The sequence below is a fragment of the Cellvibrio sp. genome, assembly GCF_039207905.1.
Lineage (GTDB): Bacteria > Pseudomonadota > Gammaproteobacteria > Pseudomonadales > Cellvibrionaceae > Cellvibrio.
This window is the reverse complement of record NZ_JBCECX010000002.1, coordinates 121441-136821: the sequence shown is the minus strand read 5'-3', so window position 1 is coordinate 136821 and position 15381 is coordinate 121441. Positions and strand designations below refer to the sequence as shown.

The following is a 15381-nucleotide window of genomic DNA, read 5'->3' as shown; positions in this document are numbered from 1 at the left end:
TTTTAATCTCCCCCAGCCCCTCTTTTTCAAAGAGGGGAGCCCTGCATTTCTCGACTAATTAGGAGAGTCAAGCTCCTCCCTTTTGCAAAGGGAGGTTGGGAGGGATTTGATTACGCAGAAATGAAGTTAAATTTTTCCAACCAGATCAAGTGATGGAGCCAAAGTCGCTTCACCTTCTTTCCATTTGGCTGGGCAAACTTCGCCAGGATGCGCAGCAACGTATTGTGCTGCTTTTACTTTGCGCAACAGTTCAGAGGCATCGCGACCAATACCGCCAGCGTTTACCTCAATAATTTGGATCTTGCCCTCTGGGTCGATCACAAAAGTGCCGCGCTCAGCCAGACCTTCAGATTCGATCATCACTCCAAAATTGCGGGTGATGGTGCCAGTTGGATCACCAATCATCGGGTACTGGATTTTGCCGATAGTTTCGGAGCTGTCGTGCCAGGCTTTGTGGGTGAAGTGGGTGTCGGTTGATACCGAGTAAATTTCTACGCCCATGCTTTGGAATTCAGCGTAGTTATCGGCCAGATCGCCCAATTCGGTGGGACACACAAAGGTGAAGTCAGCCGGGTAGAAGAACACTACTGACCACTTACCTTTAAGGTCAGCATCGCTTACCGGCACGAATTTGCCCTGGTGATATGCTTGGGTGTTGAAAGGTTTGATTTCTGAATTGATAGTTGCCATGAGTAAAACTCCTAAGGTCTGTGTGGGTGATAAATCGGTTTAAGTGATTCGACAGGCACAGATTAGGGAGTTGAACGCCAAGCGGCTAATTGAATGTCGCCATGCTTTTAATATTAAAAAACTATCGTTTATTTTTAATCGATTTTAAATAGCTATCGAAAGACCTACAAAAAAGCCACGCATCTGAAGGAGAAGCATGGCTTTATAAGAAGCGCGTGGCTTTTGATCGCGTGAAATAGCTCTATAAACGACCAGAGGCTATTTCACATTGTTTTGCAGGCTCAGCAAGCTGTTGGCAGTCTCTGATCCCTGCGGCGCGAAACGCAGGCCTTGCTGCACAAACATCTTCGCCTTTTCCGGCAATGCCAGCTGCAAATAGCTCTGCGCTAGCACCAAGTACAAATCAGCCGCCCGGCGCTCGATGCGCAAACCGCGCTCGGCTGTGGCAATCGCCCCTTGATAATCACGCGCCTGATACTGGCTGCGCGCCTGTCGCGCCAAACTCTGTACCGCTGGATTAGGCGGAGCCACCACCGGCGCTGGCTTTGGCGCTACCGCTGGCGGAGGCACCACAACCGCAGGTTCGGCTGGAGGAGTCTCAACTGGTGGCTCTTCCACGGGAGGCAATGGTGTTGATGGGGTATGGGTGGCGCAACCGACAAACGAAAACACGCCTGCAAGCAGGAAACTGCGGAACAATAATTTACTCATTGGTTTTTTGCTCAATCAAGGAATCAACGACTCGCCACGCAATGGTTATTTGCTACTCGCCATCTTTCGCCGCCGCTTTCAACAGGCGTGCAATTTCTTTCCACATATCGATGTAAGCGAGTGCGGCGCGACTGCGCTGATTGTAACTGGTTAATGGCGCGCGACGCAGCCCCATTTGTTCGACAGCTGAGTCGTTGGGGATGTAAGTCTTGAGCATGGGGACCGGCATCTTTTTGCTATTTTCAACGGCTTCGTGATGCAAACGGCGGCGCATATCGACCTGATTAAAAAAGCCGACAATGCGCTCCGGCGCCGATTTTTTACCTTTCAGGAATTCGACTACCTGCTCCATCGCACGGATGGATAACGGGCTGGGAATCATCGGAATTAGTAAAATATCCACTTCCATCAATAACTGTTCAACGCTGGGCGACAATGTCGGCGGGCAGTCAAAAATCAATATGTCTGCTTTTTCGCTTAAAGGTTTGAGCAGCTGCTTGAAGAATTTTTTGTCTTTGCTCAGCTCGTCAAATTCATTGTCCAGACTGCGCAAACTGAGGTCGGCAGGGATGAGCATCAAGCGTGGGTAGGGACTGTACAGCTCCATCTCGCAAATGGATTTGCCTTTGCTGAACAATTTAATCGCCTTGGCGGAGTCCGGCTCTTGCTGGCAAAACCAACTGGCGGCGGCTTGCGGGTCAAGATCCCAGAGGATCACATTCTTTTTGGCCGCAGCAGCCATGTAGGCCATGTTCACTGCAGTTGTGGTTTTACCCACGCCACCTTTCAGGTTGTAGAAAGCGATTTTAATCATGACAGTCCTATGCGTGTGATGGAGCCTGTTTTTATTGGGATACAAATCAACCAGCTAGTGAGTATTAACTTGTAGCATTTTTATGCGAATCCTTCAAAATTTATACGCCGTTGTTTGCGGAAAGCACGACTGATTGTGATCGACAATGCGACGACACGCTTATCCGAGCGCGAATGGCTGGCGAGAGGTACAATCACCGCTCACTTCAGCGAGCAGCGGTTATGAGCCAACCCCATCCCTACGAACTCCTCACGCCCGATATGGTGTTGGATGCAATTGATAGCACCGGTTTCCTGACCGATGCCCGCATTCTTGCGCTTAATAGCTACGAAAATCGCGTTTACCAGGTCGGGATTGAAGGGGCGAGTCCGCTGATCGCCAAGTTTTATCGCCCCGAGCGTTGGAGCGATGCGCAGATTCTGGAGGAGCATGAGTTCACCCAGGCGCTGAAGGATTTGGAAATTTCCGTGGTGCCACCGTTGGCCGATGACGAAGGCAAGACACTGCGCGAATTCCAGAGCTTCCGCTTTGCGCTCTATCCGCGTCAGGGCGGCCATGCGCCCAACCTCGACGATTTTGATGCGCTGTTAAGCCTCGGCCGCACCCTCGGGCGTATGCATGCGCTGGGCAAGGCGCGCGCTTTTACTCATCGCCCCGCACTCGACATCCAAACCTTTGGTCGCGACAGCTACGACTTTTTGCTCGGCAATGATTTTATCCCCTCCAGCTTGCGCGAGTCCTATCGCACCCTCGGTGCCGACTTACTCGCCCGTTGCGAAACCCTGTTTAGCCGAGTGGATTACACGCCGATCCGCCTGCATGGTGACTGCCACCCAGGCAATATTTTGTGGCGCGAGGATGTACCGCATTTCGTCGACTTCGACGATGCGCGCATGGGTCCGGCAATCCAGGATTTGTGGATGCTGCTATCCGGCGAGCGCGAGCAGCAGACGTTACAGCTAGCGGAAGTGTTGGAAGGCTATCGCGAATTTTGCGATTTCGATTTGGCCGAGCTGCCGCTGATCGAAGCACTGCGCAGCCTGCGGATCATGCACTACAGCGCTTGGCTGGCACGGCGCTGGACAGATCCGGCCTTCCCCCGTCATTTCCCCTGGTTCAATACCGAGCGCTACTGGGGCGAGCATATCCTCGAATTGCGCGAGCAGCTGGCCGCGCTCAATGAACCGCCGCTGGTCATTTATTAAGGCCTGCCTGTTGGAAATTCAGCAACAACACCCAATAATGGGTTGCTTACTCTTTGTTAACCGTTTTTGTTTAAGGACTTGGCCATGAATGCCACCGCTCCCGCCCTTGTTGTCGACAGCTTATGGGAATCCATTCGCCTGCAAACCCGCAAGCAAGCGGAAAGCGAGCCGGTGCTCGCCAGTTTTCTGTACTCCACCATCCTCAATCACGATCGGCTTGAGGCCGCGCTCAGTTTTCATCTGGCCAATAAACTGGATAGCCCGGCGCTGCCTGCCATGTTGATCCGCGAAGTGATTGAAGAAGCTCTGGCGAAAGATCCTGCGATCGCCGAAGCCGTCCGCGCCGATTTAACTGCTGTGAGCGAGCGCGACTCCGCTTGCTGCTCACTGGTTACCCCACTGCTCTACTTCAAAGGCTTTCACGCCCTGCAGGCCTACCGCGTCGCCCATTGGTTATGGAATCAAGGGCGCAACTCGCTCGCGTTGTTTCTGCAAAATCGCATCTCGGCGGTGTTTGCGGTGGATATTCACCCGGCGGCGCGCATCGGCAAAGGTATTATGTTCGACCACGCCACCGGTATTGTGATTGGCGAAACGGCAGTTATTGAAGATATGGTGTCGATCATGCAATCCGTCACCCTCGGTGGCACAGGCAAAGTGGCGGGCGACCGTCACCCCAAAGTGAGCAAAGGCGTGCTGATTGGTGCTGGCGCCAAGATTCTTGGCAATATCACTGTGGGCGAATGCGCCAAAATTGGCGCAGGCAGCGTGGTACTTAAAGATGTGCCTGCGCGCGCGACTGTCGCTGGCGTACCGGCGCAGATTATCGGTGAAACCCTGTGCAACCAACCTTCGCGCGAGATGGATCATTTGATCCGCTAACTCCGGCCAAACCGGCGCTTTGCATCGCAAAGCGCCCCAAAATAAAACCTCCGCACCAAAAGAATCCCTCTTAGTTGTTTTACTTGCCTACAAAACTCCCGTTTATAACCATTATTCCGCCCTTGGTCTGATAATTGCTCAACTAGTCTCTCAAGACCCTGGAGAACGAAGCATGCAATACACTAAACCTATGATTGATTTGGTGTACGAAATTCGCCGACGCGTAGACGCCAATATGAAGCCGAGCGTAAAAATGGCGAACCCTGATGTATTAAAGGAGTTAGCGGAATACCATCACCACACCAAGGACAACATCACTAAAACACTAATCAAAGAACTCTTGTTTTTGGCCGGCCCAACCTGGGCGGCCCTGCTCGAACCAACCAAAAGTAGCAACGAAAAACCATCCGACCATCCGAAACAAGTCGTTAAGGTTTATCGCGGCCAAACCACGTTGGTAGAAGCACCACATCATGCTGACGACAATCCTGCGGGTGGAAATACGGTTGTCCGTAACGAAATGCTGACAAAAGATGCGCTGCCACCCAAGCCGGTACGACTGTATCGAGGTAACCCGATCATAGGTTAAATAAGGTTTATCGCGCCGCTTTCACTGGACGGACAGGTTATTCGCACCCAGAATTAGACATCACAACAATCAGCAGCAGCGACCTCAGCGGGCGCTGCTGCTGAGATAATTAGCTCATCAATAAGAGCCCTGCGATGTACGTGTTGCGTTTTACCAAGCTGTCTGTTTTTGTGGGTATGGTTTTACTCGCGTTCAGCATATTTCCTGCCTCAGGGCAGACCTTAAGCGAAGCCCACATCGCCGTACATCGCGATGTGCATGCGGACTACAATTTATTTTTGGGTGACCGCGATCCAAATAGCGTGACCTATTTCGGTGGCAATTACGCGCGTCGCGATGTGATTGAACTTATCCTGATGCAACAAGCGCTAAAACTGGGTGGCTTCACCCACCCCCTGCATCTTGTCGATCAGGAAAATTATTCCCGCGGTCTGCGCAATTTACTGGAAGGAAAAATCCTCGCTACCAGCAACAGTATTTGGTACGAAGATTTAGCCGGGCAACGCGACAAGTTGCATATATCGCCGCCGCTGGTACGCGAAGGGGAATTTATTGCCGGCATTTACACCTCCCCGAAAAACCAACGCGCCCAAGCGAGCAAAACCCTCGAACAACTCAGCCAGTTGCGTGCAGTCACCAGCCGCCAGTGGAAGCCCGATGTGACCACACTCCAACATTTGGGTATCTCTGAAATTATGTACACGCCGCGCTGGATCAATATGGCACGCATGGTTAATGCCGGACGAGTTGACCTAACCCTTTCACAATTTGCAATGACGCCTGATAAGGAAATTATGGTTGATGGTATTCGGCTAGTTCCGATTGAAGGAATCAAGATTGCCATCGACGGCAGCCGTCATTGGCCGGTCAGCAAACAGCATCCACTCGGTGATGAGTTTTATACTGCATTGGTGAAAGGGATTGAAGAGTTGCGCAAGGCGGGAACTATTGAGCGCGCGTATCAGGAGTGCGGGTTTTTCCACCCCGATCTGGCAGGGTGGAAATTGTTAAACCCGACGAAAAATAATCATTGATTAACCAGCGACAAAACTATTTTTGCTGCTCTTTTAACAGATCGCGAATTTCAGTTAACAATACTTCTTGCGCGGTAGGTGCGGCTGGTGCCGGTGGTGTTTTAGCCTTAACGCGGTTAATCACTTTAACCAGCATAAAAATTGCGAAGGCGATAATCGTGAAATCGATAATGGTTTGAATAAATTTACCAATCGAAATTACCACAGCAGGCGCTGCGCCTTCTGCCGCTTTCAAAGTGATGACCAGATCACTGAAGTCAACACCACCAATCAGCAAACCAATTGGTGGCATGATCACATCAGCTACCACCGAGCTTACGATTTTTCCGAAGGCTGCACCGATGATAATACCTACCGCCAAATCCACTACATTGCCTTTTACCGCAAAATCTCTAAATTCTTTTAGTACGCTCATTTGATTCCCCTTCGTTGAGTTAATGTAACCAAGTGTGGGCGATCACACTGGAAAGTTTTATAACGCATAAACCGCCTAAAACCAAGATAAAAACAGGATGAGTTAGTAAGCCTCGTCCTCGCGCTGGGCATATACATCCGGCACGCCGTCTTCATCGACACTGACATGCACCACCATCGGCTGACAACAAACCTGGCAATCCTCAACATAGCTTTGCTGCTCGCACGAACAATCGACCAATACGCTAATCGGTTCACCGCAATAGGGACAATCGAGAAAACATTCTTCTTGCAGGTTCATCGCCAACTCCTGTGATTAGTATGCGGTAGGGGAATCGATTCCCAATTCATCCCACAATGCATCAACTCGCTCTTTTACCGCTTGATCCATCACAATCGGAGTACCCCATTCGCGCGTGGTTTCACCCGGCCATTTATTGGTTGCATCAAAACCAATTTTGGAGCCGAGGCCGGAAACCGGCGACGCAAAATCGAGATAATCAATCGGCGTGTTTTCCACCATCACTGTATCGCGCGCCGGATCCATACGCGTGGTCATCGCCCCGATTACATCGTTCCAATCGCGCGCATTTACATCATCGTCAGTGACTATGACAAATTTGGTGTACATAAACTGCCGCAGGAAACTCCACACCCCCATCATCACGCGCTTGGCGTGACCGGGATACTGTTTTTTCATGGTGACGACGGCCATGCGATAAGAACAGCCTTCGGGCGGTAAATAAAAATCCACAATTTCCGGAAATTGTTTTTGCAAAATCGGCACAAACACTTCGTTAAGCGCAACACCGAGAATGGCAGGTTCATCCGGCGGACGTCCGGTGTAAGTGCTGTGATAAATCGGATCGCGCCTGTGGGTAATTCGCTCGACGGTAAACACTGGAAAATTATCGACTTCATTGTAGTAACCGGTGTGGTCGCCGAAGGGACCTTCGGGTGCCATATCATTGGGCGCGATATAACCTTCCAAAATAAATTCTGCTGAAGCCGGCACTTGTAAATCACTGTCAATGCAATTCACCACTTCGGTTTTATCGCCGCGCAACAATCCGGCAAAACCGTATTCCGAAAGCGTGTCAGGTACTGGCGTTACCGCACCGAGAATCGTTGCAGGGTCAGCGCCCAACGCCACAGCAACAGGGAAATTTTTACCGGGATTCTGAATTTGGAATTCACGGAAATCCAACGCGCCGCCGCGATGGGAAAGCCAGCGCATAATCAATCGGTTTTTACCGATTTTTTGCATCCGATAGATACCAAGATTTTGCCGCTCTTTGTGCGGACCGCGCGTGACCACTAACGGCCAAGTCACCAGCGGACCAACATCACCCGGCCAGCAGGTTTGGATTGGCAACACATCCAAATTTACCGCATCACCTTCCAGAACAACTTCCTGGCATTGCGCTTTACTCAGCACCTTAGGAGCCAAATTCAAAACCTGTTTGAAGATCGGCAATTTATCCCAGGCATCTTTAAATCCTTTGGGCGGCTCCGGTTCTTTTAAAAACGCGAGCAACTTGCCCACTTCGCGCAGCGCTTCAACCGATTCCTGCCCCATGCCCAACGCCACACGCTCGGTGGTACCAAATAAATTGGCGAGCACGGGAATCGAATATCCTTTGGGATTTTCAAACAATAACGCAGGACCACCGGCACGCAGGGTGCGGTCGCAAATTTCGGTCATTTCAAGGTTGGGATCAATTTCCTGTTTGATACGCTTTAATAAACCGCGGGCTTCAAGCAGGGCGATAAAATCGCGCAGGTCTTTATATTTCATTATATAAAATCGATGTTGTAGAAAAGAGAAAACCCGTATGGAGCGCAGCGTATTACGGGTTTTTAATTCCCCGCATTGCGCTGCGCTCCATACGGGCTACAAGCTTATTTCAATCTCTCACACCTGAACTCCTCCCTTTGAAACGGGGCGCGTAGCTAAGGGAGGTTGGGAGGGATTACTTACGTTTCATCGACTGGAAGAATTCGTCGTTGGTTTTGAAGTCTTTCAATTTATCGAGCAAGAATTCTGTTGCGGCAACGTCTTCCATGTCGTTCAACAAACGACGCAGAATCCACGCGCGTTGCAACTCATCTTCACGCATCAATAATTCTTCGCGGCGAGTACCGGAGCGACGCACGTTGATTGCAGGATAAATACGCTTTTCAGCAATTTTGCGATCAAGATGCAATTCGAGGTTACCTGTACCTTTAAATTCTTCGTAAATTACTTCGTCCATTTTGGAACCGGTATCTACGAGCGCAGTAGCAATAATACTCAAGCTGCCGCCTTCCTCAATGTTACGTGCTGCACCAAAGAAACGCTTTGGACGTTCAAGTGCGTGGGCATCCACACCACCGGTCAATACTTTACCGGATGAAGGAATTACGGTGTTGTATGCACGCGCCAAACGAGTGATAGAGTCGAGCAGAATCACTACGTCTTTTTTGTGCTCAACCAAACGCTTAGCCTTTTCGATCACCATATCGGCCACTTGTACGTGACGTGCTGGCGGTTCATCAAACGTTGAAGCAACAACTTCGCCGCGCACTGAGCGCTGCATTTCCGTTACTTCTTCCGGGCGCTCATCGATCAGCAATACAATCAAATGACACTCAGGATTATTGCGCGTAATCGCCTGCGCAATATTTTGCATCATGATGGTTTTACCAGCTTTTGGTGGTGCAACGATCAAACCGCGTTGACCTTTACCGATTGGCGCGATCAAATCGATGATACGACCAGTGAGGTCTTCAGTAGAACCATTACCAGCTTCGAGCGGAAGGCGAACATTGGGGAAAAGCGGTGTGAGGTTTTCAAACAGAATTTTATTGCGGGAGTTTTCTGGCTTATCAAAGTTAATGTCATTAACTTTTAACAGTGCAAAATAGCGCTCGCCTTCTTTTGGTGGGCGAATTTTACCGGAGATGGTATCGCCTGTGCGTAAGTTGAAGCGGCGGATCTGACTGGGTGAAACATAAATGTCATCTGGACCGGCGAGGTACGAACTGTCTGCTGAACGCAAAAATCCGAATCCATCCACCAAAATTTCCAATACACCGTCACCGTAAATATCTTCTCCGCCTTTTGCGTGACGCTTGAGGATATTAAAAATAATGTCCTGTTTGCGCGAGCGGGCGATATTTTCCAATCCCATTTCATGGGCGATATCAATTAATTCTTCAATCGGTTTCTTTTTAAGGTCGGTTAAATTCATAGGAAAGACTTTATGGATGGATGTGAGTTATTGCAGATGTTCGCCGGAGGCGATGCGTTGGTTAAGAAAAATGATCGCGTATTTTCGCTGTTATTAGGCCGCTGAGTCAGGTTTCGGTTCCGTTGGAGCTGCCGGGAAAGAAACTAGCGCGTTAAGTAAGACTGCCAGTCTGGGGATTACAGTTCAATCACATTATCAATTCTTTCGATAATTTCAATTGACTGGCTGAGTGGCTTATCGGGCTATATCAGATACCGAGGCAAAAACAACAGCAGGGAATTGGGTTTGTTCGTCTGGTTATAAGGGAATCGGGAAGGTGATTCTAAGGAGGAACAAACATCAGATGCATCGGAGTATAGCGGCAAAAATCACCAAGTGCAAAAACAAATTGGGCCATCTTGCGATGGCCCTGCGCACTTAGAGAGAACTATTAATGAAATCAACTAACTGCGGCTTGCTAACTGCGCCCACTTTAGTGGCATGTGCAGCGCCGTTTTTGAAGATAATCAGGGTTGGAATACCGCGAATACCGAATTTTGCCGGAGTGTCTTTGTTGGCATCAACATCCACTTTGGCGATTTTGATTTTGCCTTCAAATTGCTCGGCCAAATCATCGAGAATTGGAGCAATCATTTTGCATGGACCACACCATGCAGCCCAAAAATCAACCAGAACCGGCAAATCAGAGCCCAGAACTTCTTGCTCAAAGCTGGCATCACTTACGTGAACAATTGCATCACTACTCATAACAAACTCCAAACCTGACGGTTATTTAGTGGTGGAGGGAACCCTATTAATTAAGGGAGGAACCCAATTAGTTGCAGCCATCATAAGGATTGACCCCAGCCCAAGCAAGGGGAAAAAACCAATCATTGCCATAGGGGAACACTATGCGCAATTCATACCTGCTCGCTCTCAACCAAACCTGCGGTTTCAAATGCCGAATATAAATTATTGAAGGTAATTGGCTTGGAAAGATAATAATTCATGCCGCTCGCGAATACGGCATCGCGATGCTCCTGTAACGCGTGCGCTGTGAGCGCAATAATGGGCGTCGCCGACAAACCTTCGCGCCGCTCATAATCGCGAATGCAGCGAGTTGCCTCAAATCCATCCATTTCCGGCATTTCACAATCCATCAAAATCAAATTAAATCGCTCACTTGCACCCTGCACTGCATCGCAGGCCTCTGCTCCATTTTCAGCAAAAGTGGGCTGGATATTCAGTTTCCCGAGCAGCCCTTTAATTACCATTCGATTGACCGGATTATCTTCAGCAACCAACACTCGCAGATGCGCGAATTTTTCCAGATCCTGCTTTTTGCGCTCAACCACCACTACCGGTGCCGATGCGTGCCCAAGCAACGCAATTAATTCCTGTCGCAACAATTTCATCGAGATGGGTTTACGCAATACCGAATGAATGGCGAGACTGCGCATTTGTCCCTGATCGTGATAAACATCGCCACCGCTAAACATAAACAACGGTAATTCGCGAAATTCCGGTAATTCGCGCAAGGATTGCGCCAGGTCAAAACCACTGGCATCCGCCAAAATGTAATCAAAGCCAACAAAATCGTAGGGTTCGCCGGAATGCACCGCATGCTTTAATTGCGTTAATGCCGTTTTAGCCGAAGGTGCGGAATCAACCGCAACACCCCATGCACTGCTGTGATGATTAATGAAGTCAGCCAGATTGGTATTGGGCGAAACAAACAGCAATTTTTTACCGCGCAACAAATCATTGTTGGTTTCAATTGGCTCGGCATTCAAGTCACACACATCCTCTTGTGTTAGTCGGGCAGTAAACCAAAATGTCGAGCCGCGCCCTTTGACGCTCTCAACACCGATGTCACCTTCCATCAATTGCGCAAGGCTTTTGCAAATCGCCAACCCCAAACCTGTGCCACCATATTTGCGCGTGGTGGATGCATCGGCCTGATTAAACGAATCAAACAAATCACTGGTGTTATCCAGATCTATACCTATACCGCTGTCTTGCACCACAAAACGCAATTCCACTTTATCGTCGGGCAAGGACGCGACCTGGATTACACGCAGCGACACAAAACCTTCGGTTGTAAATTTAAATGCGTTGCCCAATAAATTGATGATGATTTGGCGCAAGCGCGTCGGATCGCCTTTAACCCATTTAGGCGCCGCAGGATCCAACCCACCAAACAACTCAATTTGCCGCTTGTTTGCGGTTGCGCCGAACAGTTGCACGCAATTTTCAATTAATTCATCCAACTCAAAGATCGTCTCTTCAAGCTGCATTTTTCCCGCTTCAATTTTGGAATAATCGAGAATATCGTTAATGATGGTGAGCAGGGTTTCGCCCGAGCGATGGATAACTTCGATGTAATGTTTCTGGTTGTCATCAAGCGGGGTATCGCGCAACATTTCCAGCATGCCGATAACACCGTTCATCGGCGTGCGGATTTCGTGACTCATAGTCGCAAGAAACTGACTCTTCGCGCGGCTTGCATCTTCCGCTGCATTTTTTTGGCGACGGGTTTCCAGCTTCTCTTCCTTCTCACTCAACAATGCCATTTCAATCGCGTGGCGCTGTTCGATATCGTCAAGCAAGGTTTCACGCATGTGGTTAATTGCATTGACCACATTATCCAATTCATCGGATTTTGAATTTACTTTTAATCGTTTGAGTTTGAGCGGCTTGGTCAATGTTTCCAGATTGAGGTTACGTGCGTAATTGGCGATGGTTTTCATGTGCCGGGTTAACAGCGTATGCACCAACCAGACAATAAATAATGCGATAACAAGCGTTTTGGTGCCCTGCACCAGCGCAGTAAAAAACGCGCGCTCCCACAACTTGTCATAAATGCTGCTGAGACTTGCAGTGACCGTCAACATACCCAACTGTTGCTCGGGTGTACTTGCATCGACATAAATCAGCGGATAACTACGCACCAAAAATTGGCTGCGTTTATTTTCCAGATCTTTAGGGTCGTAGGCGTGATTACTCGCCACCAACGTTTGTTCAGTGTTGTTCCAGTCGTGCCACACCACTTTGACCTGCACTACGTCATCCACAGCGAGCACACTATTGATCTGGATATTTAATTGCTCCTGATCAAAACCCCACAGGCTTTTAGTAATACTCGCCAGAGTACTGATACGCACCTGGTCCAGTCGTTTTTCAAGCGCGGCAATGTCGTCATTAAAACTGCTGTGCAATTGCAACAAAATGGCGACCAAAGTGACTATCGAACTGCTGATAATAATTAACCCCAATAGCCGTGCCGCTATGGGATTCTCGCGCATGTAAGCTCTTATGTTGGGCATCTCAACCAACCGCAGTAAGACAATTTCAAGAAGGGATGCCTTGAGTGTAGCAGTAAAAAAACAGATCCCCTACGGCTAACCGCAGGGTTGATGAGAATGGTTAACGCGGGATAACCGGGCAGCTAAAAATCAGCTCACGTAACCTGATTGAAGATGTAATAGCATACGCTCGGCACGCTCAGTAAATTCAGTGCGCACCTGCGGATCATCCAGCTGGGTGCCAAGGGAATAAACATAACGGCGCAATCCAGATGGCCCTGTCTTACCGGCTCTGATCCACTGCTTGAAAACTTCGTGCGCGAGACTGTTACCCTGCTTGCCGAAATATCCGACAAATAACTGATCCAACTGTTCAATTACACGTCTGACAACAGGCAATAGTTTGGGTTGGGACGGTTGAGTTAACACGGCGGCATTTAGCATATGAACCTCCTTGGCTACTCTTTTGAGTTAAGTTCAAGCTACTCCAATCGCAAAGACTGATTGGTAATAACCTGCGTTTTTGAAACAGCCGGGGCATTCAGTCAGGCTTTGCAAAGATTCGTTAAAAAAAGCCTGCGTCAGAGGCACCTGACACCCTATTTTTCAGTAGCAGATGGTTTACAATGCGCGCCGATTCCTGTGCATATCAGTCGTCATACTCCCACAGGATCAGTGCCCCGCCCGCATGCTCCCACCCACCGTCTATAGTATTGAAGCCGCTATCAGGTGCGTTGTATGTGCAGTAACACACAAGGGAGCGCTTGGTTAGGCACTAATTCAGGGAACCGAACTTACACTACGAGCAAAACCTGTTATAACGAACCCCGTTATCAGTAAGACTCGATGAATTTAACTTTGATTGATCCCAATAATCCGACGCGGAGAAAGAGTGGATGAGCATGTTGTTTAACAACAAAAAAGCCGGTAAAAAAATATTTACCTGCACCAGCATCGCCGCCCTGGCTATGAGCTGTGTATTAAGTACTGGCTTTGCCAATGCGCAGCAATCACAACCAGCGGTCGCAGTAGCACCGGCCGCCGCAACCGACATTGCCCAGCCCGCACTGTTTGATGCAATCGCTTCGCGCGCAAAATTACTTGCCCGCCGTGAATTCAAGCCAATCCAGGCCAATATTCCCGAAGCGCTCGCCAATATGGATTACGATCAATATCGCTCCATTCGCTTCCGCCCTGAATCATCTTTGTGGCACAACGAAGCCTTGTTTGAGCTGCAATTATTCCACCCCGGATTCCTCTATCGCGAACCCGTAACCCTGCACATGGCCACCGATGGTCCTGATGCATTCGTGCAATTCAAGCAGGAATATTTTAATTACGACGGCCCCGCCGCACCTTTGGCTGGCGTTGCACCGGGCAATATCGGCTTCGCCGGTTTCCGCATTCACTACCCGCTCAACAGCAACGAATACAAAGATGAGTTTGTAGTATTCCAGGGCGCATCCTATTTCCGCATGGTTGGCCCCGGCCTGGCTTACGGTTTGTCAGCGCGCGGTTTGGCAATCGATACAGCTGAACCTAAAGGTGAAGAATTCCCGGTATTCCGCGAATTCTGGCTGGTTAAACCTGGCCCGACCGATACCCGCATGGTGATGTACGCCTTGCTCGATAGCCCATCAATCACCGGCGCTTACCGTTTTGAAATCATTCCCGGTGCTCCAACCGAGATGGCCGTTGAAGCACGTATTTTTGCGCGTAAAGATATTCTTAAAGTTGGTGTAGCACCACTCACCAGTATGTATATGTGGGGCGAGAACCACACTCGCTTCGTTGATGATTTCCGTCCGGAAGTGCATGACTCTGATGGTTTGTTAATGGCAGCCTCAAATGGCGAGTGGATCTGGCGCCCGATCAGCAACCATCGCAGCCTGCGCGTTTCGTCCATGTTGGATGAAAATCCACGCGGTTTTGGTTTGCTGCAACGCGACCGCGATTTCGATCACTACATGGATATGGAATCGCGCTACGAAAAACGTCCAAGCATGTGGGTAATTCCTGAAGGCAATTGGGGCAAAGGCCGCGCCGAATTGGTTGAGATCCCAAGCGATAGCGAGACCAACGATAACGTAGTTGCTTATTGGGTGCCGTCCAAATCAATGAAGGCTGGCTCAAGTGCAACTTACAAATATCGCCTGCGCACCTTCGATGATCATTTGCCGGAAAACACCACAGCGAAAATTATCCGTACCCGTATTGGCTGGGGTTCAAACCCGGGTCAAGCCAATCCACCGCCATTGAGCAAACGCAAGTTTATTATCGATTTCCGTGGCGGAGAGTTGGATAACCTTTCTACCGATGCACCATTGGTTGCCGAGATGCAAAAATCCGCTGGCACTATCAGCGAATTGTCTGTACGCCAATTGCCGGATGGCCGCACCTGGCGCGCGTCGTTCAAGCTGGAACCAGAGGGCAATAAAGTGGCGGACATGCGCGTATTCCTGAAATTGCGAGACCAACGCTTGAGCGAAGTCTGGAGTTATGTCTGGTATCCGGACGCCATCTAA

General features: G+C 49.5%; 15 protein-coding genes. 5 read left to right on the top strand and 10 right to left on the bottom strand.

Annotated elements, in window-relative coordinates:
- Window positions 1-126: 126 nt before the first annotated feature.
- The 3 genes from ahpC to AAGC78_RS01580 form a co-directional block, all read right to left on the bottom strand.
- A complete protein-coding gene (gene ahpC, locus AAGC78_RS01590) occupies window positions 127-690 on the bottom strand; it encodes an alkyl hydroperoxide reductase subunit C (RefSeq protein ID WP_435782274.1) in 564 nt (187 codons plus the stop codon).
- Window positions 691-948: 258 nt separating this feature from the next.
- Window positions 949-1401 carry a tetratricopeptide repeat protein gene (locus tag AAGC78_RS01585; RefSeq protein WP_435782273.1) on the bottom strand — a complete coding sequence of 151 codons (453 nt, stop codon included), beginning with the start codon at window positions 1399-1401 and terminating at the stop codon, window positions 949-951.
- 52 nt (window positions 1402-1453) lie between these two features.
- Window positions 1454-2215, bottom strand: a complete 762-nt coding sequence (locus AAGC78_RS01580) for a ParA family protein (RefSeq protein ID WP_435782272.1) — start codon at window positions 2213-2215, stop codon at window positions 1454-1456.
- A 221-nt stretch (window positions 2216-2436) separates the two neighbouring features.
- Between AAGC78_RS01580 and AAGC78_RS01575 the strand changes: the two genes are divergently transcribed.
- The 4 genes from AAGC78_RS01575 (at window position 2437) to AAGC78_RS01560 (ending at window position 5925) form a co-directional block, all read left to right on the top strand.
- Window positions 2437-3420 (top strand): serine/threonine protein kinase, encoded by a 984-nt coding sequence (locus AAGC78_RS01575; RefSeq protein WP_435782271.1) that lies wholly within the window; start codon window positions 2437-2439, stop codon window positions 3418-3420.
- A gap of 84 nt (window positions 3421-3504) precedes the next feature.
- Window positions 3505-4302, top strand: coding sequence for a serine O-acetyltransferase (cysE, locus tag AAGC78_RS01570; protein WP_435782270.1), 798 nt, complete (start codon window positions 3505-3507; stop codon window positions 4300-4302).
- A 172-nt stretch (window positions 4303-4474) separates the two neighbouring features.
- Window positions 4475-4891, top strand: a complete 417-nt coding sequence (locus AAGC78_RS01565) for a hypothetical protein (RefSeq protein ID WP_435782269.1) — start codon at window positions 4475-4477, stop codon at window positions 4889-4891.
- A 134-nt stretch (window positions 4892-5025) separates the two neighbouring features.
- A complete protein-coding gene (locus AAGC78_RS01560; RefSeq protein ID WP_435782268.1) occupies window positions 5026-5925 on the top strand; it encodes a hypothetical protein in 900 nt (299 codons plus the stop codon).
- Between the two features lie 16 nt (window positions 5926-5941).
- Here AAGC78_RS01560 and mscL read toward each other — a convergent pair whose 3' ends face one another.
- The 7 genes from mscL to AAGC78_RS01525 all read right to left on the bottom strand — a co-directional run bounded on the left by mscL (window position 5942) and on the right by AAGC78_RS01525 (window position 13300).
- The gene (mscL, locus tag AAGC78_RS01555) at window positions 5942-6340 is read right to left on the bottom strand and encodes a large-conductance mechanosensitive channel protein MscL (RefSeq protein WP_435782267.1); all 399 of its coding nucleotides are present in this window, start codon (window positions 6338-6340) and stop codon (window positions 5942-5944) included.
- Between the two features lie 102 nt (window positions 6341-6442).
- On the bottom strand, window positions 6443-6640 hold the full coding sequence (locus AAGC78_RS01550; protein WP_435782266.1) for a CPXCG motif-containing cysteine-rich protein: 198 nt from the start codon (window positions 6638-6640) through the stop codon (window positions 6443-6445).
- Between the two features lie 15 nt (window positions 6641-6655).
- Window positions 6656-8137, bottom strand: a complete 1482-nt coding sequence (gene ubiD, locus AAGC78_RS01545; RefSeq protein WP_435782265.1) for a 4-hydroxy-3-polyprenylbenzoate decarboxylase — start codon at window positions 8135-8137, stop codon at window positions 6656-6658.
- 175 nt (window positions 8138-8312) lie between these two features.
- Window positions 8313-9572, bottom strand: coding sequence for a transcription termination factor Rho (rho, locus tag AAGC78_RS01540; protein ID WP_435782264.1), 1260 nt, complete (start codon window positions 9570-9572; stop codon window positions 8313-8315).
- A 417-nt stretch (window positions 9573-9989) separates the two neighbouring features.
- Window positions 9990-10319 (bottom strand): thioredoxin TrxA, encoded by a 330-nt coding sequence (gene trxA / locus AAGC78_RS01535; RefSeq protein WP_435782263.1) that lies wholly within the window; start codon window positions 10317-10319, stop codon window positions 9990-9992.
- Between the two features lie 152 nt (window positions 10320-10471).
- A complete protein-coding gene (locus AAGC78_RS01530; RefSeq protein WP_435782262.1) occupies window positions 10472-12877 on the bottom strand; it encodes a response regulator in 2406 nt (801 codons plus the stop codon).
- Window positions 12878-13006: 129 nt separating this feature from the next.
- Complete coding sequence (locus AAGC78_RS01525; RefSeq protein WP_435782261.1) at window positions 13007-13300, bottom strand: hypothetical protein; 294 nt, start codon at window positions 13298-13300, stop codon at window positions 13007-13009.
- 452 nt (window positions 13301-13752) lie between these two features.
- Here AAGC78_RS01525 and AAGC78_RS01520 point away from each other — a divergent pair, with 452 nt between their 5' ends.
- Window positions 13753-15381, top strand: coding sequence for a glucan biosynthesis protein (locus AAGC78_RS01520; RefSeq protein WP_435782260.1), 1629 nt, complete (start codon window positions 13753-13755; stop codon window positions 15379-15381).

Excerpts from the sequence above, each read along its gene's own strand:
- ahpC (WP_435782274.1), bottom strand. The coding sequence starts at position 690 with ATGGCAACTATCAATTCAGAAATCAAACCTTTCAACACCCAAGCATAT.
- AAGC78_RS01585 (WP_435782273.1), bottom strand. The coding sequence starts at position 1,401 with ATGAGTAAATTATTGTTCCGCAGTTTCCTGCTTGCAGGCGTGTTTTCG.
- AAGC78_RS01580 (WP_435782272.1), bottom strand. The coding sequence starts at position 2,215 with ATGATTAAAATCGCTTTCTACAACCTGAAAGGTGGCGTGGGTAAAACC.
- AAGC78_RS01575 (WP_435782271.1), top strand. The coding sequence starts at position 2,437 with ATGAGCCAACCCCATCCCTACGAACTCCTCACGCCCGATATGGTGTTG.
- cysE (WP_435782270.1), top strand. The coding sequence starts at position 3,505 with ATGAATGCCACCGCTCCCGCCCTTGTTGTCGACAGCTTATGGGAATCC.
- AAGC78_RS01565 (WP_435782269.1), top strand. The coding sequence starts at position 4,475 with ATGCAATACACTAAACCTATGATTGATTTGGTGTACGAAATTCGCCGA.
- AAGC78_RS01560 (WP_435782268.1), top strand. The coding sequence starts at position 5,026 with ATGTACGTGTTGCGTTTTACCAAGCTGTCTGTTTTTGTGGGTATGGTT.
- mscL (WP_435782267.1), bottom strand. The coding sequence starts at position 6,340 with ATGAGCGTACTAAAAGAATTTAGAGATTTTGCGGTAAAAGGCAATGTA.
- AAGC78_RS01550 (WP_435782266.1), bottom strand. The coding sequence starts at position 6,640 with ATGAACCTGCAAGAAGAATGTTTTCTCGATTGTCCCTATTGCGGTGAA.
- ubiD (WP_435782265.1), bottom strand. The coding sequence starts at position 8,137 with ATGAAATATAAAGACCTGCGCGATTTTATCGCCCTGCTTGAAGCCCGC.
- rho (WP_435782264.1), bottom strand. The coding sequence starts at position 9,572 with ATGAATTTAACCGACCTTAAAAAGAAACCGATTGAAGAATTAATTGAT.
- trxA (WP_435782263.1), bottom strand. The coding sequence starts at position 10,319 with ATGAGTAGTGATGCAATTGTTCACGTAAGTGATGCCAGCTTTGAGCAA.
- AAGC78_RS01530 (WP_435782262.1), bottom strand. The coding sequence starts at position 12,877 with ATGCCCAACATAAGAGCTTACATGCGCGAGAATCCCATAGCGGCACGG.
- AAGC78_RS01525 (WP_435782261.1), bottom strand. The coding sequence starts at position 13,300 with ATGCTAAATGCCGCCGTGTTAACTCAACCGTCCCAACCCAAACTATTG.
- AAGC78_RS01520 (WP_435782260.1), top strand. The coding sequence starts at position 13,753 with ATGAGCATGTTGTTTAACAACAAAAAAGCCGGTAAAAAAATATTTACC.